This is a genomic window from Companilactobacillus mindensis DSM 14500, from assembly GCF_001434275.1.
Taxonomy (GTDB): domain Bacteria; phylum Bacillota; class Bacilli; order Lactobacillales; family Lactobacillaceae; genus Companilactobacillus; species Companilactobacillus mindensis.
On the sequence record NZ_AZEZ01000086.1, the window covers coordinates 14,857 to 41,020 of the forward strand.

Here is a 26,164-nt window from a genome sequence, read left to right on the forward strand (position 1 = left end):
CAATCCCCCTGATTTAGACGTTGAAGCGGAATTCAATGATGTCGCCATCTTGAACTTCGTAATCTTTACCTTCAACACGTAATTTACCGGCTTCTTTAACAGCCTTTTCACTACCTAATTCATCTAAATCGCTAAATGCCATTACTTCGGCACGAATGAATCCACGTTCAAAATCAGAGTGAATAATTCCGGCAACTTGTGGTGCTTTCATGCCTTCGTGGAATGTCCAGGCACGTGTTTCTTTACCACCAGCTGTGAAGAAGGTTCTAAGACCTAACAACTTGTAGCTGGCACGGATCAATTTATCAAGACCTGATTCAGTAACGCCTTCTGCTTCAAGGAATTCTTTTCTTTCGTCATCATCGAGTTCAGCAATTTCTTCTTCAGTCTTAGCTGAAACACCGATAACTTGAGCGTTTTCCTTCTTAGCGTAATCTTCAATGATCTTGTAGTACTTAGAATTTTCTGGATCAGCCATGTCGTCTTCGGCGATGTTAGCAACATACAAGACTGGCTTTGAAGTTAATAGGAACAAGCCCTTAACGATTTTTTCTTCATCTTCGTCAAAGTCGATTGATCTAACGGCTCCACCAGCTTCAAGGACTGGCTTGATCTTTTCAAGCACAGCGAATTCAGCTTTAGCTTCTTTATCCTTAGCACTCTTGGCAGCTTTTTCAACTCGTGTATAACGCTTGTTGATACTGTCTAGATCGGCGATACCTAATTCCAAATTGATAGTTTCGATATCATCCAATGGATCAACTTTACCAGTAACACTTGTAATATCATCATCATCAAAAGCACGAACTACGTGAACGATAGCATCAACTTGACGAATGTTTTCCAAGAACTTGTTACCAAGTCCTTCACCCTTACTAGCACCTTTAACGATACCCGCGATATCAGTAAATTCAAAAGTTGTGTGGATCAATTTCTTGGCAGGAATCAATGAGTCGATTCTTGAAAGACGTTTGTCTGGAACTTCAACCATTCCGACGTTGGGGTCGATAGTAGCGAAAGGATAGTTAGCCATTTCGGCACCAGCCTTTGTAATAGCATTAAATAAAGTTGACTTACCAACGTTTGGTAGTCCGACGATTCCGGCAGTTAAAGCCATTTGTTATTCCTCATTTCTCTTCATAATATTTGGTGGCATTAGTTGAGATTTACTCAAATAATGTTGCTCGTTTTCCGTTTTTACCTGGTCAGCTTGAGTTAAAACCTTTTTGAATTTTTTCGCAAATTCAGCCCGTGGGATCATAACGATATGACCACAGCCTAGGCATTTAACTTTGATATCCGCACCCATTCGGATAACTTCCCAGCGGTTTTCCCCACAAGCATGGGGTTTTTTCATCGTAATAATATCTCCAAGTTTAAACATACAGTCCCTCTAATCTAAATGGATTCCTAATATGTCTAAAATACGGTTCAATTCATCCGTATTCGTGAAGTCGATCTCCAATTTTCCGTGACCGCTACGTGTCTCTTTAACGGAAACTGGCGTGTCGAATCTTTCGACCAACTTCTCTTCAGTTGCTCTGATATATGGTGATTTTTGAGCGACTTTCTTTTTCTTCTTGCTGTCGTGTTTGGATTCAGTAGCTAATTGTTCTAGTTGACGAACCGTTAAATCTTCACTGACCGCACGTTTAGCAAGTTTATCAATTTGTTCTTTATCTTTCAAACTGAGTAAAGTTCTAGCTTGACCCATTGATAGATCGCCATTTTGAACTAATTTCTTCGTTGCGTCCGGTAAATTCAACAGACGCAAGTAGTTAGCAATATATGGACGACTCTTACCGAGTCTTTGAGAAACTTGTTCCTGTGTCAAATTCAACTTTGTAATTAGAGTTTGATAAGCATCAGCCTCTTCCAAAGGAGTCAAATCTTCACGTTGTAAATTTTCCAAAACGGCAATTTCCATCATCCCGGACTCGCTCAATGGGCGAACGATAGCTGGAATCGTTGTTTTCTTAGCAATTTTACTTGCACGATAACGTCTTTCACCAGCAATGATCTCAAAACCATTGACACTTTCACGGACAATAATTGGTTGGAAGACACCATTTTGTTCGATTGAATGTGCTAATTCGTTTAAGGCATGTTCTTCGAAGGTCTTTCTTGGTTGATATGGATTAGGACGAATATCATCAATGGCTAGATCAACGACTGTTTCACTATTTTCATCGATAGCTTCGAATTCAGAGAAAATTGCGTCAATTCCTCTTCCTAAACCTTTTTTATTTTTGCTTGATGCCATTACGCTTTAACACCTCCTTGGCAAGGTCACGATAAGCTTTAGCACCTCTTGATCTGTCATCGAAATCAACGATTGGTAAACCGTAACTGGGAGCTTCAGCTAAACGTGTATTTCTTGGTACGATCGATTTGTAAACTGACTCGCCAAAATATGACTTAACTTCATCGACAACTTGCGCACCCAAGTTAGTTCTAGCATCGAGCATAGTGATCAAAACACCCTCGATAGCCAAATTAGTGTTGAAATGCTTTTGAACCAAACGGATCGTGTTGAGCAACTGACTCAAACCTTCCAATGCATAGTATTCACTCTGAACTGGAATAATGATCGAATCGCTGGCCGTAAAGGCATTAGTTGAAAGTTGACCTAATGAAGGCGGACAGTCGATCAAAATAATATCGTATTGATCGTCAACTTCTTCAACTGCTGAGCGCAGACGAGTTTCTCGAGCCATCATCGTGGTCAATTCCATCTCGGCACCAGCTAATTGAATCGTTGCTGGCACAATATCAAGATTTTTATGTTCAGTATGAATAATCGTCTTGCTGAGTGGATATTCATTGACTAAAACGTCGTAAACATCTTTCTCAACATTGGCTTTTTTAATACCCAATCCACTGGTTGCATTACCTTGAGGGTCAGTATCGATGATCAATACTTTTTGGCCAAGGTCAGTTAAACATGCTCCCAAATTAATGGTGGTCGTGGTTTTTCCTACACCACCTTTTTGATTTGCAACAGATATTTTTCGTGCCATTTTATTCCCCAATCTCTAGAAATTGTTTGAACAATCTCACAAAATATTTATCTATGGTAATCACTTTTTGGCGCTTTTGCCATAACTATATAATCTTATCATTTTTGGGATATTATTTAATCCCTAGTGATTATTTCACGAGTGGTTTTTTGGCCGGCGTTCCTGGTTTGCGAGGATACTTTTTCGGAGTCTTCGCAATCTTCTTAACAAAAATAAAATTACGAATTCCAGCATCATTAGGCAATTCAACAGACTCTTGATGCTTGATCTCGCCACCCAAAGTTTCAATCGCATATTGAGCCGTCTTCAATTCTTCGGGAGCTTTCTCAGATTTCATAGCGACAAATTGTCCATCAACTTTGACTAATGGCAAGCAAAATTCAGTCAAAACATTCATTGCGGCTACGGCACGAGCTGTAACGACATCGAATGATTCACGGAATTGTGGATTCTTGCCTACTTCTTCAGCCCGACCATGAACTAAACTGACACTATCTAAGCCTAATTTTTCAACTAGACTATCTAAGAATTTGATCCGTTTATTCAATGAATCAACAATAGTTACGTGTAGTTTAGGATTGATGATCTTGAGGGGCAAAGATGGGAATCCTGCACCTGAACCAACATCGCACAAAGTTAATTCCTCGTGCAATAATTTGTCATCTACGAATCCTAACACGATCGAATCGTAAAAATGTTTCAAATAAACTTGGTCTTCTTCAGTGATCGAAGTCAAATTCATAACTTTATTGGTTTCAACTAATTCGTGAAAATAAGTCGCAAACTGTTCTTTTTGAGTTTCATTTAACTCAACGCCTTGTTTGGCTAAGGCTTCAAAAAATTCTTCCGGTTTCATTACATACCTCCACTCGTGAAACACATGTTTCACACTCTTTTATCCTATATTATTGAAGTCTTTAATTCAATGCTGATTTGAAGTTGTTACATTTATTAATTGTTGTATTTACAACAAAAAAGTTCTATGATTACCATCAATATTTATTTACTCAGGGGGGTCTCCTTATGATTAGCGTCAAGCACACCAATGAACTCAGTTCTAAAGAATTGATCGACATTTTAAAAACCCGCGTGGCAGTTTTTGTAGTCGAACAAAATTGTCCTTATCAAGAAGTGGACGAAGATGATTATGATGATTTACACGTTCGTCTGATTGAAGATGGCCATTTAAAAGCGTATACCAGAATTATCAATAAGGGCGATCACATTACTTTCGGACGAGTATTCGTGGTCAAAGAATATCGGAAGGCTGGCTTAGGTGCTAAAATCGTTCAAAGTACCATCGATGAAATCAAACAACGTTTCCCTAAACAACCAATTCAAATCCAAGCTCAAGCTTACTTGCAAGAATTCTACGCGGGTTTTGGTTTCAAAGCTATTTCCGATGTTTATTTGGAAGATAACATCCCTCATTTAGATATGTTAATGGAAATTTAAAAGGAGTCTTAGCCTATGGCATTTAACATCCTACCTATCAGTATTGAAGAGATCACTTACCCTGACTTACCGCAATTGCAGAAATTGAGCGTTAATACCTTTAATGACTCATTCCGGAACGTCCGTGGCGATCTTTCCGATTATATCAAACAGAATTATAATTACGGCAAATTAGCCAGTGAAATGATCAATCCTCAATCACATTTCTATTTCATTTATTACAACCACAAATTAGCTGGTTATCTCAAACTCAATCTTGATCAAGCTCAATCCAAAGATATGGGCAGTGACGCTTTGGAAATCGACCGTATCTACTTACGTCAAAACTTCGGTTACATGGGACTAGAGAACAAATTGATTGAATTTGCCTTCAAACAAGCCAAAAAATTTCACAAGCATGATGTTTGGAGCAACATTTGGGAACACGATCAACCCATCGTCTATTCCTATCATCAATTCGGTTTCAAAGCTATTGGCAGTCAAAAATTCAAACTAGCCGGTCATACTCAAAAAGATCTAGTCATGCTTACAAGCGTCTAAAATACAAAAGAGACCAACTTCACGAAATGTGAATTGGTCTCTTTTTTTAATGCCCCTGCCAAGGAACTTTATTTTAACACATATCTTGACAGCCATCTGGTAAACAGTCGCACTTGACGTGTTCTGGAGCATTTTTGGCTTTCTTAGCCAATGTTTGTTGCAACATTTCGATATCTGTTCGGCTGATTTCCATCGAGTCGATCAGTTCATTTAACACCGAACCCGATTTGTGAGCACAGAAGTCATTGAAAAGACTATTGGCATATTCATCCATCGTTGCTTGTTCTTCAACGGTTGTTGAATAAATGTAACGGCCATTTTCCTTCTCACGACTGAGAAATTCTTTTTTGGTCAAACGAGTTATCAAAGTTTTGATTGTCGAATCCGACCAATTTTGTTTCTTTTGCATCAAATTAATTATTTCGGAGCTAGTCACATGTTTCAAAGTCCAAACGATGCGCATAATTTGCCATTCAGCTGAAGAAATTTCAACTTTTTTTGATTCCCTTTTTGCCACGGTATCCATCAAAAACTTCCTCTCTCTAACTGTACTGGCATTAATTATATAACATTATTTGGCTAATCCCATATTACGTTTTTCATCATAAACTTCCACGCAGTAATTTTTCTGGTGACAGTTGGGACAAACTAGCTTACGAGCATGTATGTTATGGCCACTCCAGAAGGCAGCCCAAAACTTTGGTTTGAATTCATAATTACAATTAGGACAAATATAATTGACCTCTCGGAAGTAATAGCGAGTGATTCCAATTGCAAAAATAACCGCGATCAGCATTGCAATTATAAATGGCTGCCATTGATTTTTGGTAATTCCCCAAACTAAGGAACCAATTTCAACTACATCCATCAGTAGTCCATAAACTACCATTTTGATGTGAACTTTTCGTAATGATTTTTTATTACTCATAAGATTATCTATGTCATCGATTGTTTTGATCGGCGTTTGGCTTATTTGAGGCAAATTTTTTCGCAAATCTTCCATCTGTTTGATCTGACCTTTAGTGATCCTAACTTGGTCTTTAGCAGCTTTTAGTTGTTGATCTAAAAGTAGATCTAAAACAGCTGTCGAATTTTGACTATCCAAAATCTCGGTAATGGCTTTTAATGAAAGGCCTAAATTCTTCAATAGTAAGATAAGTTTCAAACGACTGACTTCAGTATCAGTATAAATTCGACTGCCTCCGCTTGAAATTTGATGGGGCTTGAGAATGTTCTTTTTATCATAATATTGAATCGTCCTGATTGAAACATTCGTCATCTTAGCCAATTCGCCAGTTGTATATTCTGACATAGATTTCACCTCCTTAATGTTATTTATAGACTATAACCTTAGGTCGCCTGCAAGGGTTTTTATAAAAAATAGGTCGTAACGCCGTTATATTGTTAATATTATAACCACTTTCTCATGTGATTTACATAACTTGTTTATACGATTGCTATAACTATTAAAGTGGCTTATCATGGTCAGATAAAGTACTTTCGATTAGGGGGACAATCATATGAAGTATAGTTTTTTTGCTCAACCACAAATAAATAAATGTGACGATTCCATTTTCGGCTACGAAGTCCTGCTTCGCAAAGAAGACAATGGAGCTTGGCATTTACCACAAGATTTCACGGAACTTTCGATTGCGGACCAAGTTAAATTAGTTGAAAAGACGGCTATGTCACTCAACCAACACTTTGGCAAAAAGCAAGTTATCTCATTTAATTTGAATCAATCACAGGCCAGCGATCCTTTGACCTTAGGGGAAATCATTGCTCTGAAAAAGAGAATCTCACCAATTTCACTAATGATCGAATTAACTGAAGCCATGTCTTTAAAGGATATCAAATGCTTCAGTCTCTTGTTGCATCAATATGATATTTCATTAGTTATCGATGATGTCGGCACTGGTTCTAACACTTTCAAAAACGTACGAGATCTATTGCCTTATGTGGATCGCATTAAATTCGCTATGCAAAATCTTCGTATGGATGGCGAAGCGGACAAGATCCCTGAATGTTTAAGTTTCTGGGTTGAACAAGCCAAGAAATATAGCTTAGACATGGTTCTTGAAGGCGTTGAAGATGCTAAGGATCAAATCTTAGCTAAAAAGTTTGGTATCAATATTCAACAAGGCTACCTTTACGGTAAACCTGCTCATGTCTAAAAAAAATAGGCCATCCAAAAATTGGATGGCCTATTAGTTTATCTAAAACCAGAATTCAGAGAAAAGTTGTGCTTGTTTAATCCACTCTCTATGCGATTGGGTCCCAAGCTGGTAAGACAACTGGTTCTTGTTCATATTCAGCAAGTTCTTCCTTAGTTAGGTATTTCTTATCGATCACGAGGTCGTAAACGTAGTCTTCAAACCACTTCTGATCCATTACGAAATAACCATCGACACCGACATCCTCACCCCAGGAATTTTCAACTTTCCAACGATTTGGTTGGCCGTTGACTAAGTTAACTCCAGTGATCGTCATTGCGTGTGACAAGTGAGCTTGTTGATAATCGAGACGTACGCCTTTATCCATTTGTGAATCAATGCCAAACATCTTGTCATATTGATAAAGATTACCCATCAAATAGCCTTTTTTACGGTCAGAATCTTCCAAAACGTCATTGCCGAACCAAATTGGACTATTGGATTTCAATTGTTCGATGGCCAATTCTTGTAGACGTTCCATTGGCAAGTTCAAAAACTTAGTTGTATCTCCACCGACGACATTTTCAGCCGTATCAATAGCGTAAACTTGGTGATACTTCTTGCTTTCTTGTGGAGAATTGATCACATCGGCATAGTTATCGACGTTCATAGTAAAGTAACGTTTCAAGAATTCCTTAGGTGTGATCTTGCTTTCTTCGATCAACTTATCATTGTCTGTGTGTAATGACAATTCAAATTCTGTTGGTGGAACTCCGAATGAGTAGACACATAATTTGTAAACTTCAGCTAACATTGCTTGAACACGTTGATCTATTTGATCTTCACTTGCTTTATCAGCCTTCATTTTACGGAGTTCAATTCCGTTTTTGCGCAACAATTTACCCAAAACATCGTCGAATTCAGTCGTATTGTCGGAAACAGCCGTTTCTGGCATTACATAATTAGGAACGACACCATATTTCTTAATCAAGTTGGCAGCAAATTGCCAATAGCCGCCGTCGCCATTAGGACCTGCAAACAAATAATTTACTGTTCGGTCTTCAACTGGTAAATCAGCCGTTCTTAAAATATCTTGATAAAAGTTGTTAGCTTTTTCCAAACGGTCCCAGAATGATAAATAATTTTGTGACAATTCAAAATCCTTCAAATTGTTTTTTACGGCAAATTCAGTTCTCAAAGTATTCAAAGCTGAAAATAGCCAGCAACGACCAGAGTGCTTTTGGTTAGATACCTTTCCCGTATCAACAGTCACGTTGAACGATGGATTCAAAATTGTCTTAGCTTCGGGATTTTCACTAGCTTTGAAGATCCCGACTTGTGCTACAGAGTTTTTCAGAACATTATTAGTTGCATCTTGATTTAAGTTCTTGTTAAAATCTGCTAAAATCTCTTTATTGATTTCTTTTGTCAATTCAATCACCTCGTTATTTAACTATATTACAATATTTCTAATTATATTGGAGAAAAATTATGTCTGAAGTTATAAAAATTGCTTATTTGTATGAAGATCTGATGAACACTTACGGAGATAGTGGCGATGTTAAAATCCTCAGTTTCCTCCTCAAACAAAAAGGTTACGATACTCAAGTCGACAATATCAGCCTGGGTATGAAGTTCAATGCCTTTGACTATGACTTCGTTTTCTTCGGTGGTGGCCAAGATTTCGAACAATCAGTCGTAGCTCCCGATCTACAAAAGCACCGTCAAACGATCAAAGAGTATATTGAAGCTGACATGCCAATGCTTTGCATCTGTGGTGGCTATCAATTCCTTGGTAAATATTACGAAACAAGCAGTGGTCAAACTATCGAAGGTCTCAATATTCTTCCTTTCCACACTATCTACAAAGCCGACAGTCGTATGATTGGCGATACAGAATACAAGACTGAATGGGGTACCGTCAGAGCCTTTGAAAACCACAGTGGCCGGACATACTTCGACGACAAGTCTGAACTCAAACCTTTCGGCGAAATGATTGAAGGCTACGGCAACAATCCCGATGAAAAGCAAGAAGGTATGCGTTATAAGAACGTTATAGGTAGCTATTCTCATGGACCTGTGCTTAAAAACGAAAACGTTGCGGATGCTATTGCGGACAAAATTGTTGTTGCACATAAGAAACGAATGGCTAACGCTGTTAAATAATGCTCCATCTTTTTCCAATTCAAAAGATGGAGTAGTAGAAATATTCCGCCTTCCGATCAAAAGCTGATTGGGCTGGAACGTAGTGAGCACGACTTGGAGCCAATTTAAAAATTGTCTTCAAGCTCGGCAGTAATCTAAGCCAGCACAAAACGCTGACTAAGATTAAACCACTACTGAGCCCATCAGCTTTTGCTCTCCAGGCTAGGGTTTTCGTTGTTTAGTTGGTATATATAATATTTGAATAAAAATCATTAGTAATATAAATGTAGTTTTAAACATAAGAAGACCGTAATTCCTAAGTTAATTAAGAATTACGGTCTATTTTTTAAATTTTTACTGATAAATAATTACTACTTTGATATTTAATTAAATTGCCGATATTAATATCTCAAACCCCAAAATTCTTAACCCCTCTAGTCTGGAATGGAATTCTGGTGGATGCTCAGCCGTGGTAGTATCTTAGCTGGCGTTCTTTGCCAGGTTAGATACAGACAAGCTTAGAGACAATTTGAACTGTAATTGGCTCTAAGTTGCTCTCACAGCGTTCCAGCAATCCACCAGAATTTCATGGAAGACGGCAGTGAACCAATTCCCCAAAAAGTTAACATTGCCTTTTTGTCTGGTATTTTATGCTGTAAATCTTTATTCTTAATCAAAAAAATCCTCTGATTCTAACTTCGGAATCAGAGGATTTTTAGTTCAATTAATTTATTTTATAGCGTCCACTTGGCGAACCATGGCTAATTCTTCATCAGTTGGAATCAACAACACTTTGATTGCTGAATCAGCACTACTGATCAAGCCTTCTTTACCCGCAGCGTTCAAATCCGCATCCAATTTGACGTTGAAGATAGCCAATTTATCAATGATTTCTTGACGCAATTCGACGTTATGTTCACCGATACCACCAGCAAAGACTAAGGCGTCAGCACCATCTAACTCGGTCAAATAGCTTCCGGCATATTTAACGATCCGGTTAACGAAAATATCGACAGCTAATTTGGCACGAGGGTTAGTTTTTTCTTGAGCTTTGATCTCACGCATATCAGGTGAAATGCCTGAAACGCCCAATAACCCTGATTTTTGATTCAATAGCATCATGATTTCATTTGGATCTGAAACCTGCAATTCTTGCATCAAATAAGGTACCAAGGCAGGATCAAGGTCTCCGGCTCTCGTTCCCATCGTTACACCAGTTAATGGTGTGAATCCCATTGAAGTATCAAAAGCTTTGCCGTCTTTTACAGCAGCTAATGAAGCACCACTACCTAGGTGCATAGTTACTAAATCGATATCTTTTTTATCTTTATGCAATAATTCTGCAGCACGTCCGGTCAAATAACCATGGGAAATACCGTGTTCACCATAACGGTGAATTTGATATTTCTGAGTTATTTCATAAGGCAAACTGTAAATCGCATTCATTTCTGGGAGGTCTGTAAAGAATTGACTGTCAAATACGGCATATTGCTTTACGTTTGGCAATGTCTTGGCCATTGTAGCGATTCCTTGGGCTTCCATTGGATTATGAAGTGGTGCAAAGTTGCTCAATGCTTTGATCTGTTCTAGAACTTCTGGTGTTACTTCTACCGCTGACTTGAAAACTTGACCACCAGCAACTACTCGGTGTGCTACCGCTGTAATTTCTGATAAGTCTTGAATAATATCTAATCTTTGTAATTCATCAAAAACCATCTTGGCAGCATCTGCTTGATCCAAGTTGTCGATTGTCGTTTCGAATTTTTGATGATCACCATATTTAACTGTAAAGATCGAACCAGGCATACTGATCCGTTCTACCAAACCGCTAGCTAAAACCGTCTCAGCCGGCATCTCAAATAATTTCCATTTTAATGATGAACTACCAGCGTTAATAACTAATGTCTTTTGCATCGATAATCACTCTCCTAATTAATAGAATACCCAATTTTCAGAAAATATGCAGTCAATTTTGATTTTCTTGCAATGCTTTTGCCTATTTGTCTAAAAATTTATTGGATTTCAAAATTGCCGTGGAAATTGCTGGTGCAATGATAATTGCCGCAATCATTTCTGGAACGCCATTAGTTCCCACAATGACTAATAATAATTTGTTCAATAAATCAGTTTGAGTCGCATACGCTTGCGCCATAGCATTAGAATACATCACTCGCATCAGGCCTAAAACCAGAACCGTATTCGTCAAAGAACCAATTCCTGAAGCTACCGCCATCCCCAAAACTCTTTTTTTAGTGTGATCTCTAAACCACAAGTAGATCCAGCCAGCCACTAGACCTACGATGACTCTTGGCAAAATCGCTACGATTGGATTTGTGAAAACAGTTGTATCAATGATTGATGTTGGACTGGTAAAGGCTCGGATAATCGTACCAATTCCCCAAACTAATCCAACGATTGCACCATCCTTAGGACCTAGGACGATGGCAGCTACGATCACCGTAATGTGGATGATGGTAATATTGATAAATCCCGTGGGAATGAACCCCAAGAACGGAACCATCGACTGTACAAATATAATTGCAATCAACACACCTAAAATTGCGGTGCGATAGGCTTTCCGTCTTTGCAAATTTGTTTACCCCTCAATTTGAATTTTCTTAATTTTAACTGATAACTTAATAAAAACCAAAAAAATAAAGCTGAATTAATTCAGCTTTATTAAATTAGTCATTTTCTGCAGCATCAACGGCCTTAATAACTGCGTTTCGGAATCCATATTCTTCCAAAGCGGCCACGCCACGAATAGTTGAACCACCTGGTGAAGTAACTTCATCTTTCAAGGCTGACACGTTCAAATCAGATTGCTTAGCTAACTTACCAGCACCGATTGCCATGCCGATAGCCGCCTCATAAGCTAATTTTCTGTTCAAGCCATGTTTTACACCTGCATCGCTCAAAGCTTCAATGAAGACGTCAAGAAAGGCTGGAGAACATCCGGCTACGGTTCCGATGATTCCTAATTGATCTTCAGGGACTTCCACTAATTGACCTGTGTAACCCATGATTGAAGCAACTTTTTTCTTATCTTCATCAGTAAAGTCATCTGAATAAGTAATTCCTGTAAAGCCAGCACCAACTTTGACCGGCGTATTAGGAATAGCATGGGCCACTTTAACTTTGCCCAAATCTTGTTTCAAAAGAGCCACTGAAGCACTGCCTGTAAAGGCAACGATCAATTTGTCAGATGCAATTTCCTTCAATTCAGTCAAGACGCTCTCTAAAGCATTTGCACCCACGGCGATAAAAATCACTTCAGCATCATCCAACTGCTTTACTTTTTTAACGACCTTGAATCCTAATTGTTCAGCCAAAAGACTCGTACGGTTAGAATGACCGCCTTTAACGACGATTTCGTCTGCATCGTAACCATTTTTAATTAGACCCGTTATAACGGCTCCACCAATACTACCAGCACCAATAAATCCAATCATGACATCTGCTCCTTTGTAAAATCTATACTTTATATTATATTAAATAGCCAATTATGAAACAAATTAAAAGCAAACATTATCCGATACGTGTATTCTTATTTTCTGGGAGGGATAAATCATGAATACATATCGCACACGGGCCCAATTAAAGGGTGAGGTTAAAAATCTTTTATCAGGTCGTTGGAAAAGTGCCATCGCACTCTATATCATTCCATTGATCTTAGCTGTTGTAACGAATGGCTACGGCAATTCTAATTCTGGAGTACATTTCGAATATGATATCTCCAATTTTGACATTGCTAGAATTTCTAGATACGCCGCTTCTTCAGGTATCATCAGTTTTATTTTAAGTGCCATCTTTCTAATCATTACCCTGTCAGCTTCGTTTAGAGGCTTGGATTGGTTGGAGGATCCAGATCTGACTTTCGATCCATGGAAGAGTAATTTCACTTACTTCCGCAGTCCAGATTGGTGGCAACTGATCTTTATTTACGTCATTATCGGTATTTTTACTTTCTTATGGGCGCTTCTCTTAGTTATTCCAGGAATCATTAAATCTATTGCCTATTCACAAACTTATTTTGTTTACAAAGACTACAATGACCGTGGTTTAGCTGATAACTACAATCTGACTGATTACATCACTCGCAGTCGTAAACTAATGGTCGGCAACAAGTGGCGTTACTTCGTATTACAACTTAGTTTTATCGGTTGGTGGATCTTAGGATGCATTACCATCGGTATCGGCTTCATCTGGATCTATCCATATTACAAATTGACTATGGCTAATTTCTATCGTGATCTAGTCGCTAATGAAAAATAACTAGAAATTGAAAATAAAGCCCCTGATTCGTTTTAGAATCAGGGGCTTTTCTTTATCACTTCACTAAACCATACAAATTAGCATCATGAAATTTTCCATCTGAGTATATTTCATCTTTGAGTTGGCCTTCTAAAACAAAGCCAGCTTTTTGAGCCACCGCATTGCTAGCTTCATTAACTTTTTCAGCTAACAATTTTATTTTATGGAGTTTCATTTCTTCAAATCCAATTGCCAATACTCGTTTCAAGCAGTCAGTCATAACGCCGTTACCTTGATACTCGCCACCTAACCAATATCCTACTTCTGCGTGGCTATTGTCTAAATCGATATTGTGCAGATCAATCATTCCAACCGGTTTTCCATCAACTAAGATACTCGTGATCCAGAGTTTCTTATCCTTCATGCGGCCTTGGCAGTATTCCAAAAAATCCTTTTCATCTTCCACCGAGTGCATCGCATCGCCCCAGGGCATGAACTTGGCTAATTGGGGACGTGTTTTTTCGATCTGATCATACAGACTAGCTGCATCATCAGGACTAACGAGTTTCACTTTAACATTTTCTCGAACTGACCACTCATTCATGATTTCACCCTCTAATTATTTTGTATATCGGTATACCACATCATGAAGTAACTGTGCAACTGGTGTTTGAGCCTTTTTATCGTAGTATTGTTGGAATCTTGAATCCATCAAGTACATATCGACTAATCCGCGATGCGAAGACTTAGTGTATTTGGGCCAAGTGAATTCCAACCACTGTCTATGTTCTTGATATATTTGTTGGGCCAACGATGAGTCAAGATCGGGATGCTTTTTCAGAGCCACCAAATCCGTTATTAGCTTGCTTTCAATATCACTCATTTCTTTAAATTCTTTCTCAGTCAACTGGCTGTATTTTTGATTAGCCTGTTTGATTGTATCCGCGTCGTATTTTTGTTGCAGTTCTGAACCGTAGGTTGCCTCATTTTGTGCTAATTGTTCTTTCTTGAAAGCGGCAAATTTTTCTGTATCGGCCATCTTTTTTTCTCCTTTGTAATTTTCTATCGTCAGATCAATATTGGTTAGGAGTTTATTTACTTCTTTTTGTTTATTCAGTAACAATCTTCGTTGCTCTTTTAAGGCTTCCAATTGCGAAAAATCAGGATCATCCATTAAACGTTTGATTTTACTTAAAGGAAAGTCTAACGAGCGGTAAAACATAATTTGTTGTAATTTATTTACATTTTTTTCATCATAAATTCTGTAATTACTTTTATTTATTTCATTCGGTTTCAACAGGTCGATCTGATCGTAGTATCTGAGGGTTCTTGTACTAATACCAGCTAATTCAGCTAATTTTTTGATTGTATATTTCATAAATAAATCTCCTAACAAAATAAATACTAATGGTTTACGTTACGTCAAGGTCAAGAACTAATCATAAAAAGTGACCACATTTTTCAAGATTCCTGTTAAGATAGGGTTTAACAATTATTAGGTGGGTGACTATATTGAATGAATTTACTCAAGTATTAACTATCGCAGGTTCCGACTCTGATGGAAGTGCCGGTGCTCAAGCTGATTTGAAAACTTTTATGGCTTGTGGAACTTATGGAATGTCCGTACTAACTGCAGCTGTTGCTGGTAATTCATACGGAATACATGACAGTATCAATATGCCAACTAGTTTTATCGAAAGCCAAATCAAAGATATCAAGGATGACTTCAAAGTCTCAGCTTTCAAAACAGGTATGCTCTCTGACTCAGAGATTATCCATACTGTCGCTGAAGCTGTCAAAGATAAGCCTTTCGGTACTTTTGTCCTCGATCCAGTTATTATCACTAAGCATGGGGCAATGTTGCTTGAAGAAGAAGCTTACCAAACTTTGATCGACGAATTATTCCCTTTGGCTGATTTGATTACACCAAACTTCTACGAAGCCAAGAAACTTTCTGGCTCTAATTTGGAAAATAAAGAAGAAATTGTTAAGGCTGCACAAAAATTGCGCAATTTAGGTCCAAAAAATATTATGATTAAGGGTGAACATAGCGATGACTCTATTTCTGAAGTTGAAGACTATGTTCTACTAGAAGATGGTAGTTCCTTCTGGATCTCTGAACCATATGTAAAAACTGAACACATCAATGGTACTGGCGACACATTGTCATCATGTATCGTTGCTGAAGTTGCTAAGGGTCAAAGTATGGAAGACGCCATCAAGACTGCTAAAACATTCACTTACAATGCTATCAAAAATGAAATTGCCGTAGGCCACAAATATGGTCCTATTAACCATTTTATAAAGGATGATATACAATAGTATTTGTCAGTGAAATTGGAGGTTTATTTATGGTAAGAATAACAAAAATTTCTGCCGGTATTTTATTGCTTATACTATCGATCATTTTAATGATCAAAGCTGGCTTTGAAGGATTTATCGCTGCTTTGGTCGGAACTGGTGCTATTGGTGGCGCTGCAGGTATTTTGATGGCGATCACGTACATCATCTCCGCTGCCATTTACATTTTGACTAATCGCACATACAGTATCGTTCCCGATATTGTTGGATTTGTCATCCTTATCCTCGGTGGTTTGATGGGGTTATTCAATGCTAATATGCCTGGGGACGGATTCTTGAAGATCTGGGCTTGGGTCGGCATTATTATTGGTGCGATCGACTTGATCATCGTCATTGTCGATATGATTTTGAACCCTGCTCCTGAAGAGGAACCGGGAGATAATCAATATAACAACAATGGTGGCAATCAATTTAACAATCAGCAGCCAAACCAATATTACAATCCACAACAACAGTTCAATCAACCAAGCAGTCTGAATCAACAACAGAATTATAACTATAATTCTTATCAAAATAATCAGGGCGTATATCAACCCAATCCTCAACAATCTCCACAGTTAAATGGGCGATATAACCCTCAACAAGTTCCAGAATATAATCCTAATCAAACGAATCAAATGAACAACAATAATTACAACAACAGTGCTTATAACCAACCTCAACCGATGAATAACCAAAATCAGATGAATAATGGCTATAACAATCAAGCACAATATCCAAATCAACCAATGAACAATAACCAAATGAACCGTCCAATGAATCAAAATCAACCGGGTAACAATTTCCAACAACCGCAAAATTTTGGTAATCAAAATCAAGGCCAATTTGGCAATGGTCAACAAGGACAGTTCAATAATCAAAATCAAAGCTACAATCCGAACCAAAACTATGCTCAAAACAATCAAGGTGGATTCAATCAACAACCCCAAAACTTTGGCAACAATCAAAATGGCAATCAGCAATTTGACCCTAACAATCAAATGCGTTTGAATGCCCCTCAAAGTCGCGGTCAAATGAATCCTAACAACATGAGCCGTAGCGGTCGCAATAACCGTTAGATCACAAAAAGAGCCATTCTCAAATGAGGATGGCTCTTTTTGTGGGTAGGCTTTTTTTCAAAACCCTTAATGAATCAAAGGAACTATCACATTAGTCCACAACCACGAAACTGGCAAAACAACTGCCATTATTGGAATCATATCTGCAGTAGGAAACATTTTGATTTTAACGATTCTAAAACCACTAGCTAGCATCAAAACTCCCCCAGCGGCTTTAAAATCGAGGATCATATTAGGCGTAGTCAATGGGAAAATAATCCTAGCCAATGAATATATCAACATCAGTACAACAAATTGTGGCACTGCAATCAATGCGACGACTGCACCCAAATTAGCTCCAAAAATTACGGCACAGAAGAAATCAAGAATGGATTTTGATATCAAAATCGTCGCGTCTCCGTTCATACCTTCTGTTAAAGTTCCATAAATCCCCGTTCCACTAGCACAAAATAGGACGATAAGCGTTACTAAAGTAGCCTCAAATTCCATCTGACTAAGTTCTGACGGTGCACTGACAAAACGAGAGATAAATCGTTGCATACCTCTAGCTCCCTTGTTGATAGCGTCGCCTAAGTGAAATATAATTCCAATGCTTGTCCCGATAATAACTGAAAAAACAACAGCTGCTAAATTCTTCATGGGGGCAATTGCGTAAATACCCATACAAATCGAACTGATGCTAAAAGTCATGTTCAGACCACTTTTGAACTCATCTGACATCTTTTTACCAGCCAATGACCCAACAATTCCACCAAAAAAAATAGCACAAACATTCGTTATGATACCGATTGGCATAAAAATCCCCCTTTGATCACTAAAAAACTACAAAGAAAAGTCTAATCACTGTCCAAATAAAGAACAATTCTATTTCTGTGTTAAACTATTCGAATTAATAATAGTTAGAGGGTAAAAATTGGATACAAAAAAATTAGCGGTCTTTGTCGACTTAGCTAAGACTCAAAATTACAGTTGTAGCGCCGAACGATTATTTTTATCTCAATCAACCATTTCCAAGTACATCATCATGCTCGAAAAAGAGTGGCAGGTTAAACTGTTCATCAGAGCGCATCGTCAAGTTAAATTGACTCGTGAAGGTAAACTGATTTTGCCAAAAGTTGAGGAGATTTTACGAAAAGAAGATGAATTCAATTACTTTTTGATCAATCAAGTTTGGCAAAAAGAACGCCCCTTAATAATCAAGGGATTACCGTCCTTATCGCAATATGAGGCCTTCAATATTATCACTGAATTTACTAAGCAGTATCCTGAGGTCAATTTGAAATTTAGTGAAGAAAACGTTGATAAATTAAATTACGCTTTAGATGAAAAGAACGTCGATATTGTTTTCACCCGAGCTTTTGACACGAGTTTTCCATCTTATGACGTTATAACGAATGAATCCGATCAATTAGTTGTCTTAGTGCCTCAAAATAATCCCTTAGCTAAACAAAGGACATTAACACTGGATATGTTAAAAAATGAATCTCTATTGGTTTTGAGCGACACGATGAGCAAAATTAATCCGCTATACGAGGCCTTTAAAAATAAAAGCCTACAACCTCACATTACTTATGAAGGCCAAAGAATCGATTTGATTCTAGCAATGATCAACCAAGGTTCAGGAATTTCCGTTGTCATGAATAAGTCATTTGATCTGACCAAATTTAAAAATATTGCCGTAGTCCCACTGAAACCAAGAATCACCAGCCATTTGGTATTGATGAAGCAGCATGACAATACTACTGCCGTGGTCGAACTCTTTTGGAAATTTGCCCTTAAAGAAAGCCAAAAGTGGGCCAGAACAAGGTCTTTAAAACATTAAAAATACCCCATTGATTCAGATTTGGAATCAATGGGGTATTTTGAAATGATTAGTGTTTTGTTAAATAGCCAAAGAGCATCGCTCCCAAAAATAGAACCACAAACAACAAGAAACCTTGCGTCCTCTTACTGGGGTGAATTGAAATTCCACTGAGCTGCTCTTCTTGTTTGACCTCTCGATTGAAAAAACTCAAGACAATGACATTCAAGGCAATACTTACGAGCAACAAAATTGTCGTTATTGTTGGCAGTTTACCGAATATTCCTTGTTGAGAAACTATCATGATCAAAATAATATTTAATACACTCGGAAACCACATGAATTTTTTCAAAGTATTCAATCTTGTTTTACGTTCAATATCCTTCACGACATCAGATCCTTCCGTCAATAAATTATCTAAGGAAAGATGATAGAGTTTAGCAATTCTAATTAAGCTTTCGATATCCGGGAACGTTTTACCAGTCTCCCAATTTGAAACTGTTTTTGAGGTGACCAATAATTCTTCAGCTAATTTTTCTTGTGTCCAACCAATTTGCTTGCGTTTATCTTTCAAGATCTCTTTCAATTCCATAATCTATCATCCTTATTTATTTTCCTTGATTTCTTTATAACCTGATTATCATTAAAAGAACATCCAAGCCCTTTCTAATTCCTATGAAATGTCCATAACGTCGTTATGATTATTTATCATGCCATTTCATCAATTCTAACAGTAGCAAAAGATAGTGCTTTCACATTAGTAAAGATTTCTTTATCAAAGATGATAAGAATAAAAGCCTAAAAGGTTTATATTTTAGATATACAAATGTTATTGCATAAATTTATTACTGAATAATTAAATATTCATTTAATGACTAATTACATTCTTGTGCAACGTGGTCATAGTTGTCGCAACCGGAGTTTAATCACATTGGAAGCGATTTTTTCACAAGCTTAATTTATTGCTTAAAAAGTTAATTAATCATATGATAAATTTGTGTATATTAGGGATTATAAATTTGTTTTAAGGAGGTTATTACCATGCTAAATGTTGGCTTGAGCATTGTCTCTCTTGCGCGTTTTCAGTTCGCAATGACAACTGTCTTCCACTTCTTCTTCGTTCCGTTTTCAATTGGGATGGGCTTTCTCGTTGCTGTTATGGAAACAATTTATGCCGTTAAGAAAGACAAAGTTTACTTAGATATGGCAAAATTCTGGGGAAAAATTTTCCTACTAAGTTTTGCCGTTGGTATTGTTACAGGTATTATTCAAGAATTCCAATTCGGTATGAATTGGTCTGAATACTCACGTTTCATGGGTGATGTATTCGGTGCTCCACTTGCTATTGAAGCTTTGTTAGCATTCTTTATTGAATCCGTCTTTATTGGTATTTGGATGTTCACTTGGGATCGTTTCAGACCCGGTGTGCACGCTTTTATGATCTGGATGACTTCAATTGGTACAATGCTTTCCGCTATTTGGATTCTAGCTGCTAATAGTTTCATGCAAGCTCCTACAGGTTTCAAGATCAATAACGCCACAGGTCGGATTCAATTGACCGATTTTGGTGCCGTTATCAGTAACCCTCAACTCTGGAGAGCCTTTCCCCACGTTATTCTAGCTGCTTTCATGACTGCCGGTGTTGTTATTACAGGTATGAGTGCTTGGGGTCTATTGCGTAAGAAGAAAAATGAGAATCACTTCTTCAAAACTTCTCTACGTTTTGGACTTTGGGCAAGTTTAATTTTCGCTATTTTATCCGCTGGTGCCGGAGACCTTCAAACACAACAAATTATCACTGATCAACCAATGAAATTTGCTGCTACCGAAGGTGTTTACGAAGACACCAAAGATCCTGCTCCTTGGACAGTTGTTGAATTGATCGATGCTAAGAATCATAAAGCCAGTGGTCAAGTTGATGTACCCGGTGTTTTGAGTATTTTGGCTTATCACAAACTAAGTGGCTCGGTTAAGGGTATGAATACGATCAACAAAGAGCTACATGCTAAATATGATAAGAAATTTGGCAAGGATATGAACTACTATGTTCCACCTAAGACCCTATTCTGGAGTTTTAGAGTTATGACCGGTTTCGATGCCTTGATCATGTTAACTTCTATTGTTGGTTTGGTCTTCTCAAGAAAGAAGAAAGATACCATCGAAAGTCACAAGTGGATGTTAGTTGTGTTAGGAATCTGTATTTGGGTTCCATTTATCGCTAACTCTGCTGGTTGGTTCATCACTGAATTTGGTCGTTACCCTTGGATCGTTTATGGACTATTTACGATTGCCCAAGCCGTTTCACCAACTTCAACCGTGGCCAGTCTATTATTCAGTAATATTGTTTACTTCTTGCTCTTCACACTATTGGGTGGCGTTATGGTTGTTTACAGTCGTCGTACTCTTCATCATGGTCCTTATTATGAAGAAGCTGACTCCAAACAAAACGTTGATCCATTTGCAAAGGAGGCCTTTGGAAAATGACACTAAGCACACTCTGGTTTATCGTAATTGGGCTTCTGTTTTCAATCTTTCTCTTCCTTGAAGGTTTCGATTTTGGTGTCGGAATGTCAACCAGATTTCTGGCTAGAAACGATCAAGAAAGAAGTGCCATCATGTCATCTATCGGTCCTCATTGGGACGGTAATGAAACATGGTTAGTTACAGCTGGTGGTGCAATGTTTGCCTCACTTCCAATGTGGTATGCTTCATTGTTCTCCGGTTATTACATCTTGTTCCTTTTGGTATTAGTTGGTTTGATCCTTCGTGGAGTTTCCTTTGAATTCCACAAGCACGCTGAATCTGATACTGAAAAAAATATTTGGATGTGGACTTTCTTCTGTGGAAGTCTTATCGCCCCATTCTTTCTCTGCATGATTCTTTTGAGCATGGTTCAAGGTATTCCAATCGATGCCAAAGGTAACGCTACCCCTTCATTCTTCCAAGTAGTTAACCTACTTTCAATTGTTGGTGGTGTCGCTGGTGTTCTACTTTCACTCGTTCACGGTTTGAATTTCATCAGATTAAGACTAGATGGTCCGCTTCGTGATCGTGCTCGCAATTTAAATAAAATCCTTTATCCAATTCTTTTCCTTGGTGAAGTAGTCTTCGCATTGTTGGTATTTTTCCAAACTGACTTCTTTACTAAGAGATTTGCTTCATCACTCATCATCACGGCCTTAATTGTTTTATTCTCACTATTAGGCTACTATGGAGTCCTAAAGAATAGAGAAGGTTGGAGCTTTATTGGTAGCGGTCTATCACTAAGTATGGTCATCGTTCTATTATTCAATGGACTATTCCCACGTGTCATGATTGCTACAGATCCAGCTCACAGTATCTTGATCAAAAATGCCGCTAACTCACAATACACGTTGACGATCATGACGATCGTTGCCTGCATCTTGGTACCAATTGTGGCTATTTACTTCATTTGGTCATACTCTCTATTTACGAAGAGAATAAATCCAAGAGAGAATACGGTGAAATACTAATGATAGATAAGCGTTTATTTCGCTTACCTGGAACAAAAAAACTACTCTTAATGCTTGCAGGATTAACTCTCTTGCAAGCATTTGTTGTCTTATTCCAAGGTAAGTATTTAGCAGAAGCACTCGTAAATTCATGGGAACAAAAATCATTGCAGACTATCGTTATGCCAATGATTCTGTTTGCTGTTGCCTTTATTTTTAGACACGTCTTCAACTTGATCAATACTAAAATCGTTGAAAGCTATGCTGGTAAAACTTCGGAAAACATCCGGTCTCAATTATTGGACAAAGTTTACAATGCCGGGCCAGAAATAATTTCTGAAGAAGGAACTGGTAATTTAGTTACTTCTTCACTCGACGGTATTGACTTGGTTGAAAATTATTTCAAATTGATTTTTACAAAATTAATGAATATGTCGATCATTCCGCCAGTTCTATTGATCTACATTTATACCCAAAATATCGCTTCAGGCATTACTTTGACAGTTATCGTACCACTGGTCATTTTATTCATGATCATCTTAGGTTTAGCTGCCCAGTCAAAAGCTGATTCACAATATGCACAATACACGATCCTTTCCAATCACTTTCTCGACGCTTTGCGTGGCTTGCCTACTTTGAAAATGCTTGGTCTCAGCAAGCGTTATGCCAAAAATATTTACACTGTCAGCGACGAATATCGCCGTAGAACGATGAATACTTTACGGATAGCTATTCTATCAACTTTCGCGTTAGATTGGCTGACAACCCTTGGAATTGCCATTCTGGCCGTTTTCTTGGGTCTTGGTTTGATCAATAATAGTTTTCCTCTCTTTCCAGCCTTAGTTACTTTGATTTTGGCTCCTGAATACTTTTTGCCATTACGTGATTTCTCTAACGACTACCACGCTACCTTGAATGGTAAAAATGCTTTGAATTCTATCTTCGAAATTCTCGACCGCCCTACAACTGACCAAGCTGATGACCTAGACGACTTCACTTGGGATAAAGATTCTACGGTTGAAGTCAACAACTTACAATTCACCTACAAAGGCGTTGGTACTGATGATGTCAGCCTTGATATTGATCACTTGAAACTATCAGGCTATCAAAGAATCGGCGTCATCGGAAAATCTGGTTCTGGTAAAACAACTTTGATTCGTGCTATTGGCGGATTCTTAATACCTGACCATGCTAACATCAAAATCAATCAACAATCAGTCGCTAATTTCAAACAAGCCAACTGGCAAAAGAAATTGACCTTCTTACCACAATCGCCCTACTTATTTGCCGGATCGATTGCTGAAAACATCGCCTTCTATCGTCCAAAAGCCAGTTTAGATGATATTAAAAAAGCCGCTGATGCGGCGGGTTTACAAGATTTTATCAATACTTTGGAAAATGGTTATGAGACTCAAATCGGTGAGGGCGGCCGAGGTATCTCTGGTGGTCAGCAACAAAGAATCATGTTGGCTCGAGCCTTTTTGGCTGACGATCGTCACGTTTTGATTTTTGACGAACCGACTGCCCATTTGGATATCGAAACCGAATACGCCTTAAAACAACCAATGGAAAAACTCTTCCAAAATCACCTAGTTATTTTTGCAACGCATCGACTTCACTGGATCAAAGAAATGGATTACGTCATCGTTATGGATAATGGCAAAATTGCCGAACAAGGTACACCAGACGAGCTTTCTAGCCATAACGGTGCTTATTCGAAATTAATTGCCAACATGCGAGGTGATCAACTATGAACTTCTTTAAAACCTTCAAACATGACACTTGGGTCAAACCTTACATCAAACAATACAAAGGTCTGTTGATCACTGCCCTTATTTTAGGTTTGCTCACTTCATTCTGTGCAGCCGCTTTGATGTTTACTTCCGGCTATACGATCGACAAAGCCGCTACTCATCCGGTCAATATTCTCTTGATCTACGTTCCAATTCTTTTAACTAGAGCCTTTGGTATCGGCCGTCCTGTATTCAAATACATCGAACGGCTCAAGAGTCACAACTGGGTTCTACGGGTCACTTCTGACTTACGAACTCGTTTGTACAAAACACTGGAAAGCGATGCTTCTTTCTTTACGGAACATCACAAAACTGGCGACATCATGGGACTTTTATCCGAAGATATTAGCCACTTACAAAATTTATATTTACGAACTATTTTTCCAGCCGTGATCTCATATCTCTTGACGCTCATTGGCTCAATCGCCTTGGGAGTTTTCAATCCTTCCTTTGGTTTCTTCGTCTTTTTACTATTGTTCCTAGAAGTTTTCGTTGTTCCTTTAATCTCAGTCTCAGTTGAAAGTGCTCGTCGGGCTTATCAAAAATCGGTCAAAAGTGACTTATACGTTCAATTGACTGACAATATCTTGGGCGTTGACGACTGGGTTATTTCTGGACGCAAGAACGACTTCAAGAACTTAACTGCACAAAATATTACCAATTTGGACACTTCACAAAATAAGTCAAAAGCTTTCCGTCGCAACCGGGACTTCGTCTTGCAATTGATTTTTGCAATCATGATCATTTGTTTTTTGATCTTCACTAATCTCACGATGACTCATGACCAAGAACAAGCTAACTTTGTTGCTGCCGTTGTTCTAGCTGTCTTTCCACTTTCTGATGCAATTATTCCGGTCAGCCAAGGATTCGAAGAATGGCCACTCTACAAGGATTCTATCGATCGCTTGAATTCGATCAAACCGGTTCCTAATACATTGCCTAAACAAGTGGAATTAAACCCTGCAGATTTCGAATCGCTCAAGATAAATAACATTACCTTCGAGTACGATAGTAATTCACCCATCTTGATCAAAAACTTTTCACAGGATATCCACAGAGGTGAAAAATTAGCCCTATTAGGTCCTAGTGGTATCGGTAAAACCACCATTTTACAATTGATTCTCGGTGATTTACGTCCACAACAAGGCCAAATTTCCATCAATGGTTTTGATATTTCACAAGTTCAGGCCAATCGCGAACAATTATTCTCAGTTTTGAATCAAAAACCATTTCTTTTCAACACGACTTTGATAAACAACGTCCGGCTCGGTAACGAAAAGAAGTCCGACGCTGAAGTCAAAAAAGCTTTAGAACGTGTCGGTCTCAAGGACTTAGTCGAATCCTTACCTGACAAATATGAAACCCTTGTTGGTGAAAATGGTTCACGCTTCTCTGGTGGTGAACAAGAAAGAATTGCTTTGGCTCGTATCCTCTTGCAAGACGCTCCAATCGTCTTACTCGATGAACCTACGGTTGGTTTGGATCCTATCACGGAAAATGATTTACTAGAAACCTTCTTCAATGTCCTCAGCGACAAGACTATCATCTGGGTCACACACCATCTTCAAGGCATCAAACACGTTGACCATGTAGTCTTCATGAACAGTGACAAGATTGAAATGGAAGGTGCTCCTAAAGAGCTTTATCAAACTAACAAACATTTCAAGGAACTTTATCAAATGGATCAAGGTTTATAGGACGTTATAACGATATTCACCAAAAAAACCTCATTAATTTCAAAAATGAAATTAATGAGGTTTTTTTACTTTTTGCTAGTTTACCAAGCCATTGGATTAATCGTACCAATACCACTCTGTAACATTGACTCTTTGGTTTGTTCTTTTAATTCATTAATCAATTTATCCTGTTCGGGATTGAAATGATACTCTTTACGCAAAGCAATTTGTTGAAATTGATAGTTCATATCACTGATTGCTTTATGTAATTGATCGTATTGTTTATCAATCTTTTCAAGCTTATTGATGGAATTATAGGCCTTTTTAATCTCAGTTTTAACTTGATTATCTTCAGTAACTGAACTATTCAGCTCGTTCAGCAATTCATTAATTTGAGCTACTTTGGCTTCTTTTTGGGCTTGTTTCATTCTGTTC

28 protein-coding genes are annotated in these 26,164 nt (G+C 38.0%); 12 read left to right on the forward strand and 16 right to left on the reverse strand.

All coding sequences use genetic code 11. The annotated features are described in order from the left end of the window. Positions 1 to 13: 13 nt before the first annotated feature. From ychF to rsmG, 5 genes are all read right to left on the reverse strand, one after another. On the reverse strand, positions 14 to 1,117 hold the full coding sequence (gene ychF / locus FD29_RS07745) for a redox-regulated ATPase YchF (protein ID WP_057888372.1): 1,104 nt from the start codon (positions 1,115 to 1,117) through the stop codon (positions 14 to 16). A 3-nt stretch (positions 1,118 to 1,120) separates the two neighbouring features. Further along, entirely contained in the window at positions 1,121 to 1,384 is a 264-nt protein-coding gene (locus FD29_RS07750) for a DUF951 domain-containing protein (protein WP_057888373.1), read from the reverse strand. Between the two features lie 9 nt (positions 1,385 to 1,393). Beyond that, positions 1,394 to 2,263: a ParB/RepB/Spo0J family partition protein gene (locus tag FD29_RS07755; RefSeq protein ID WP_057888374.1), complete on the reverse strand. Its 870-nt coding sequence runs from the start codon at positions 2,261 to 2,263 to the stop codon at positions 1,394 to 1,396. Beyond that, positions 2,244 to 3,020, reverse strand: coding sequence for a ParA family protein (locus tag FD29_RS07760; protein ID WP_057888375.1), 777 nt, complete (start codon positions 3,018 to 3,020; stop codon positions 2,244 to 2,246). Before FD29_RS07760 ends, FD29_RS07755 begins: the two co-directional genes overlap by 20 nt. Before the next feature lie 130 nt (positions 3,021 to 3,150). Further along, positions 3,151 to 3,876 (reverse strand): 16S rRNA (guanine(527)-N(7))-methyltransferase RsmG, encoded by a 726-nt coding sequence (gene rsmG / locus FD29_RS07765; RefSeq protein WP_057888376.1) that lies wholly within the window; start codon positions 3,874 to 3,876, stop codon positions 3,151 to 3,153. Between the two features lie 167 nt (positions 3,877 to 4,043). On the opposite strand from rsmG, the gene FD29_RS07770 reads away from it, so the two are divergent. Together FD29_RS07770 and FD29_RS07775 are read left to right on the forward strand one after the other, a co-directional pair. Continuing rightward, on the forward strand, positions 4,044 to 4,475 hold the full coding sequence (locus FD29_RS07770; RefSeq protein ID WP_057888377.1) for a GNAT family N-acetyltransferase: 432 nt from the start codon (positions 4,044 to 4,046) through the stop codon (positions 4,473 to 4,475). 15 nt (positions 4,476 to 4,490) lie between these two features. Next, positions 4,491 to 5,015, forward strand: a complete 525-nt coding sequence (locus tag FD29_RS07775) for a GNAT family N-acetyltransferase (protein WP_057888378.1) — start codon at positions 4,491 to 4,493, stop codon at positions 5,013 to 5,015. 73 nt (positions 5,016 to 5,088) lie between these two features. Here FD29_RS07775 and FD29_RS07780 read toward each other — a convergent pair whose 3' ends face one another. Together FD29_RS07780 and FD29_RS07785 are read right to left on the reverse strand one after the other, a co-directional pair. Next, positions 5,089 to 5,541 carry a CopY/TcrY family copper transport repressor gene (locus tag FD29_RS07780; protein WP_057888379.1) on the reverse strand — a complete coding sequence of 151 codons (453 nt, stop codon included), beginning with the start codon at positions 5,539 to 5,541 and terminating at the stop codon, positions 5,089 to 5,091. Between the two features lie 45 nt (positions 5,542 to 5,586). Next, a complete protein-coding gene (locus tag FD29_RS07785; RefSeq protein ID WP_057888380.1) occupies positions 5,587 to 6,327 on the reverse strand; it encodes a MerR family transcriptional regulator in 741 nt (246 codons plus the stop codon). Between the two features lie 208 nt (positions 6,328 to 6,535). Here FD29_RS07785 and FD29_RS07790 point away from each other — a divergent pair, with 208 nt between their 5' ends. After that, positions 6,536 to 7,189: an EAL domain-containing protein gene (locus FD29_RS07790; protein WP_057888381.1), complete on the forward strand. Its 654-nt coding sequence runs from the start codon at positions 6,536 to 6,538 to the stop codon at positions 7,187 to 7,189. Positions 7,190 to 7,277: 88 nt separating this feature from the next. Here FD29_RS07790 and FD29_RS07795 read toward each other — a convergent pair whose 3' ends face one another. Further along, complete coding sequence (locus FD29_RS07795; protein WP_057888382.1) at positions 7,278 to 8,600, reverse strand: C1 family peptidase; 1,323 nt, start codon at positions 8,598 to 8,600, stop codon at positions 7,278 to 7,280. A gap of 59 nt (positions 8,601 to 8,659) precedes the next feature. Here FD29_RS07795 and FD29_RS07800 point away from each other — a divergent pair, with 59 nt between their 5' ends. Beyond that, a complete protein-coding gene (locus FD29_RS07800; protein ID WP_057888383.1) occupies positions 8,660 to 9,334 on the forward strand; it encodes a type 1 glutamine amidotransferase in 675 nt (224 codons plus the stop codon). Between the two features lie 708 nt (positions 9,335 to 10,042). Here FD29_RS07800 and FD29_RS07805 read toward each other — a convergent pair. From FD29_RS07805 to proC, 3 genes are all read right to left on the reverse strand, one after another. After that, positions 10,043 to 11,227 carry an acetate/propionate family kinase gene (locus FD29_RS07805; RefSeq protein WP_057888384.1) on the reverse strand — a complete coding sequence of 395 codons (1,185 nt, stop codon included), beginning with the start codon at positions 11,225 to 11,227 and terminating at the stop codon, positions 10,043 to 10,045. 82 nt (positions 11,228 to 11,309) lie between these two features. After that, positions 11,310 to 11,903: an ECF transporter S component gene (locus FD29_RS07810; RefSeq protein ID WP_057888385.1), complete on the reverse strand. Its 594-nt coding sequence runs from the start codon at positions 11,901 to 11,903 to the stop codon at positions 11,310 to 11,312. 94 nt (positions 11,904 to 11,997) lie between these two features. Further along, the gene (proC, locus tag FD29_RS07815; protein WP_057888386.1) at positions 11,998 to 12,765 is read right to left on the reverse strand and encodes a pyrroline-5-carboxylate reductase; all 768 of its coding nucleotides are present in this window, start codon (positions 12,763 to 12,765) and stop codon (positions 11,998 to 12,000) included. A gap of 118 nt (positions 12,766 to 12,883) precedes the next feature. Between proC and FD29_RS07820 the strand changes: the two genes are divergently transcribed. Next, positions 12,884 to 13,588, forward strand: coding sequence for a DUF975 family protein (locus tag FD29_RS07820; RefSeq protein ID WP_057888387.1), 705 nt, complete (start codon positions 12,884 to 12,886; stop codon positions 13,586 to 13,588). A gap of 55 nt (positions 13,589 to 13,643) precedes the next feature. Here FD29_RS07820 and FD29_RS07825 read toward each other — a convergent pair whose 3' ends face one another. Together FD29_RS07825 and FD29_RS07830 are read right to left on the reverse strand one after the other, a co-directional pair. Continuing rightward, positions 13,644 to 14,171 carry a GNAT family N-acetyltransferase gene (locus tag FD29_RS07825; RefSeq protein ID WP_057888388.1) on the reverse strand — a complete coding sequence of 176 codons (528 nt, stop codon included), beginning with the start codon at positions 14,169 to 14,171 and terminating at the stop codon, positions 13,644 to 13,646. Between the two features lie 15 nt (positions 14,172 to 14,186). Further along, positions 14,187 to 14,945: a MerR family transcriptional regulator gene (locus FD29_RS07830; RefSeq protein ID WP_057888389.1), complete on the reverse strand. Its 759-nt coding sequence runs from the start codon at positions 14,943 to 14,945 to the stop codon at positions 14,187 to 14,189. Positions 14,946 to 15,076: 131 nt separating this feature from the next. On the opposite strand from FD29_RS07830, the gene thiD reads away from it, so the two are divergent. Continuing rightward, positions 15,077 to 15,889, forward strand: a complete 813-nt coding sequence (gene thiD, locus FD29_RS07835) for a bifunctional hydroxymethylpyrimidine kinase/phosphomethylpyrimidine kinase (protein WP_057888409.1) — start codon at positions 15,077 to 15,079, stop codon at positions 15,887 to 15,889. A 29-nt stretch (positions 15,890 to 15,918) separates the two neighbouring features. After that, entirely contained in the window at positions 15,919 to 16,986 is a 1,068-nt protein-coding gene (locus FD29_RS07840; protein WP_057888390.1) for a hypothetical protein, read from the forward strand. Between the two features lie 66 nt (positions 16,987 to 17,052). Here FD29_RS07840 and FD29_RS07845 read toward each other — a convergent pair whose 3' ends face one another. Then, positions 17,053 to 17,781, reverse strand: a complete 729-nt coding sequence (locus FD29_RS07845) for a DUF554 domain-containing protein (protein ID WP_057888391.1) — start codon at positions 17,779 to 17,781, stop codon at positions 17,053 to 17,055. Between the two features lie 118 nt (positions 17,782 to 17,899). Between FD29_RS07845 and FD29_RS07850 the strand changes: the two genes are divergently transcribed. Beyond that, positions 17,900 to 18,808 carry a LysR family transcriptional regulator gene (locus tag FD29_RS07850; protein WP_057888392.1) on the forward strand — a complete coding sequence of 303 codons (909 nt, stop codon included), beginning with the start codon at positions 17,900 to 17,902 and terminating at the stop codon, positions 18,806 to 18,808. A gap of 49 nt (positions 18,809 to 18,857) precedes the next feature. On the opposite strand, the gene FD29_RS07855 is transcribed toward FD29_RS07850, so the two are convergent. Next, positions 18,858 to 19,379: a helix-turn-helix transcriptional regulator gene (locus tag FD29_RS07855; protein ID WP_057888393.1), complete on the reverse strand. Its 522-nt coding sequence runs from the start codon at positions 19,377 to 19,379 to the stop codon at positions 18,858 to 18,860. 449 nt (positions 19,380 to 19,828) lie between these two features. Between FD29_RS07855 and FD29_RS07860 the strand changes: the two genes are divergently transcribed. The 4 genes from FD29_RS07860 to cydC are packed head-to-tail and all read left to right on the forward strand — an operon-like array spanning position 19,829 to position 25,750. Next, positions 19,829 to 21,271 carry a cytochrome ubiquinol oxidase subunit I gene (locus FD29_RS07860; protein ID WP_057888394.1) on the forward strand — a complete coding sequence of 481 codons (1,443 nt, stop codon included), beginning with the start codon at positions 19,829 to 19,831 and terminating at the stop codon, positions 21,269 to 21,271. Then, complete coding sequence (gene cydB, locus FD29_RS07865) at positions 21,268 to 22,281, forward strand: cytochrome d ubiquinol oxidase subunit II (protein ID WP_057888395.1); 1,014 nt, start codon at positions 21,268 to 21,270, stop codon at positions 22,279 to 22,281. The genes FD29_RS07860 and cydB overlap by 4 nt, the downstream gene beginning before the upstream one ends. Next, on the forward strand, positions 22,281 to 24,014 hold the full coding sequence (gene cydD / locus FD29_RS07870) for a thiol reductant ABC exporter subunit CydD (protein ID WP_057888396.1): 1,734 nt from the start codon (positions 22,281 to 22,283) through the stop codon (positions 24,012 to 24,014). The genes cydB and cydD overlap by 1 nt, the downstream gene beginning before the upstream one ends. Beyond that, positions 24,011 to 25,750: a thiol reductant ABC exporter subunit CydC gene (cydC, locus tag FD29_RS07875; RefSeq protein ID WP_057888397.1), complete on the forward strand. Its 1,740-nt coding sequence runs from the start codon at positions 24,011 to 24,013 to the stop codon at positions 25,748 to 25,750. Before cydD ends, cydC begins: the two co-directional genes overlap by 4 nt. Before the next feature lie 80 nt (positions 25,751 to 25,830). Here cydC and FD29_RS07880 read toward each other — a convergent pair whose 3' ends face one another. Beyond that, positions 25,831 to 26,157: a hypothetical protein gene (locus tag FD29_RS07880; protein WP_057888398.1), complete on the reverse strand. Its 327-nt coding sequence runs from the start codon at positions 26,155 to 26,157 to the stop codon at positions 25,831 to 25,833. Positions 26,158 to 26,164: the final 7 nt, after the last annotated feature.

Bases quoted from the DNA above. Each gene is read 5' to 3' on its own strand.
- ychF (WP_057888372.1), bottom strand. From the start codon at position 1,117: ATGGCTTTAACTGCCGGAATCGTCGGACTACCAAACGTTGGTAAGTCA.
- FD29_RS07750 (WP_057888373.1), bottom strand. From the start codon at position 1,384: ATGTTTAAACTTGGAGATATTATTACGATGAAAAAACCCCATGCTTGT.
- FD29_RS07755 (WP_057888374.1), bottom strand. From the start codon at position 2,263: ATGGCATCAAGCAAAAATAAAAAAGGTTTAGGAAGAGGAATTGACGCA.
- FD29_RS07760 (WP_057888375.1), bottom strand. From the start codon at position 3,020: ATGGCACGAAAAATATCTGTTGCAAATCAAAAAGGTGGTGTAGGAAAA.
- rsmG (WP_057888376.1), bottom strand. From the start codon at position 3,876: ATGAAACCGGAAGAATTTTTTGAAGCCTTAGCCAAACAAGGCGTTGAG.
- FD29_RS07770 (WP_057888377.1), top strand. From the start codon at position 4,044: ATGATTAGCGTCAAGCACACCAATGAACTCAGTTCTAAAGAATTGATC.
- FD29_RS07775 (WP_057888378.1), top strand. From the start codon at position 4,491: ATGGCATTTAACATCCTACCTATCAGTATTGAAGAGATCACTTACCCT.
- FD29_RS07780 (WP_057888379.1), bottom strand. From the start codon at position 5,541: ATGGATACCGTGGCAAAAAGGGAATCAAAAAAAGTTGAAATTTCTTCA.
- FD29_RS07785 (WP_057888380.1), bottom strand. From the start codon at position 6,327: ATGTCAGAATATACAACTGGCGAATTGGCTAAGATGACGAATGTTTCA.
- FD29_RS07790 (WP_057888381.1), top strand. From the start codon at position 6,536: ATGAAGTATAGTTTTTTTGCTCAACCACAAATAAATAAATGTGACGAT.
- FD29_RS07800 (WP_057888383.1), top strand. From the start codon at position 8,660: ATGTCTGAAGTTATAAAAATTGCTTATTTGTATGAAGATCTGATGAAC.
- FD29_RS07805 (WP_057888384.1), bottom strand. From the start codon at position 11,227: ATGCAAAAGACATTAGTTATTAACGCTGGTAGTTCATCATTAAAATGG.
- proC (WP_057888386.1), bottom strand. From the start codon at position 12,765: ATGATTGGATTTATTGGTGCTGGTAGTATTGGTGGAGCCGTTATAACG.
- FD29_RS07820 (WP_057888387.1), top strand. From the start codon at position 12,884: ATGAATACATATCGCACACGGGCCCAATTAAAGGGTGAGGTTAAAAAT.
- FD29_RS07825 (WP_057888388.1), bottom strand. From the start codon at position 14,171: ATGAATGAGTGGTCAGTTCGAGAAAATGTTAAAGTGAAACTCGTTAGT.
- FD29_RS07830 (WP_057888389.1), bottom strand. From the start codon at position 14,945: ATGAAATATACAATCAAAAAATTAGCTGAATTAGCTGGTATTAGTACA.
- FD29_RS07840 (WP_057888390.1), top strand. From the start codon at position 15,919: ATGGTAAGAATAACAAAAATTTCTGCCGGTATTTTATTGCTTATACTA.
- FD29_RS07845 (WP_057888391.1), bottom strand. From the start codon at position 17,781: ATGCCAATCGGTATCATAACGAATGTTTGTGCTATTTTTTTTGGTGGA.
- FD29_RS07855 (WP_057888393.1), bottom strand. From the start codon at position 19,379: ATGGAATTGAAAGAGATCTTGAAAGATAAACGCAAGCAAATTGGTTGG.
- FD29_RS07860 (WP_057888394.1), top strand. From the start codon at position 19,829: ATGCTAAATGTTGGCTTGAGCATTGTCTCTCTTGCGCGTTTTCAGTTC.
- cydB (WP_057888395.1), top strand. From the start codon at position 21,268: ATGACACTAAGCACACTCTGGTTTATCGTAATTGGGCTTCTGTTTTCA.
- cydD (WP_057888396.1), top strand. From the start codon at position 22,281: ATGATAGATAAGCGTTTATTTCGCTTACCTGGAACAAAAAAACTACTC.
- cydC (WP_057888397.1), top strand. From the start codon at position 24,011: ATGAACTTCTTTAAAACCTTCAAACATGACACTTGGGTCAAACCTTAC.
- FD29_RS07880 (WP_057888398.1), bottom strand. From the start codon at position 26,157: ATGAAACAAGCCCAAAAAGAAGCCAAAGTAGCTCAAATTAATGAATTG.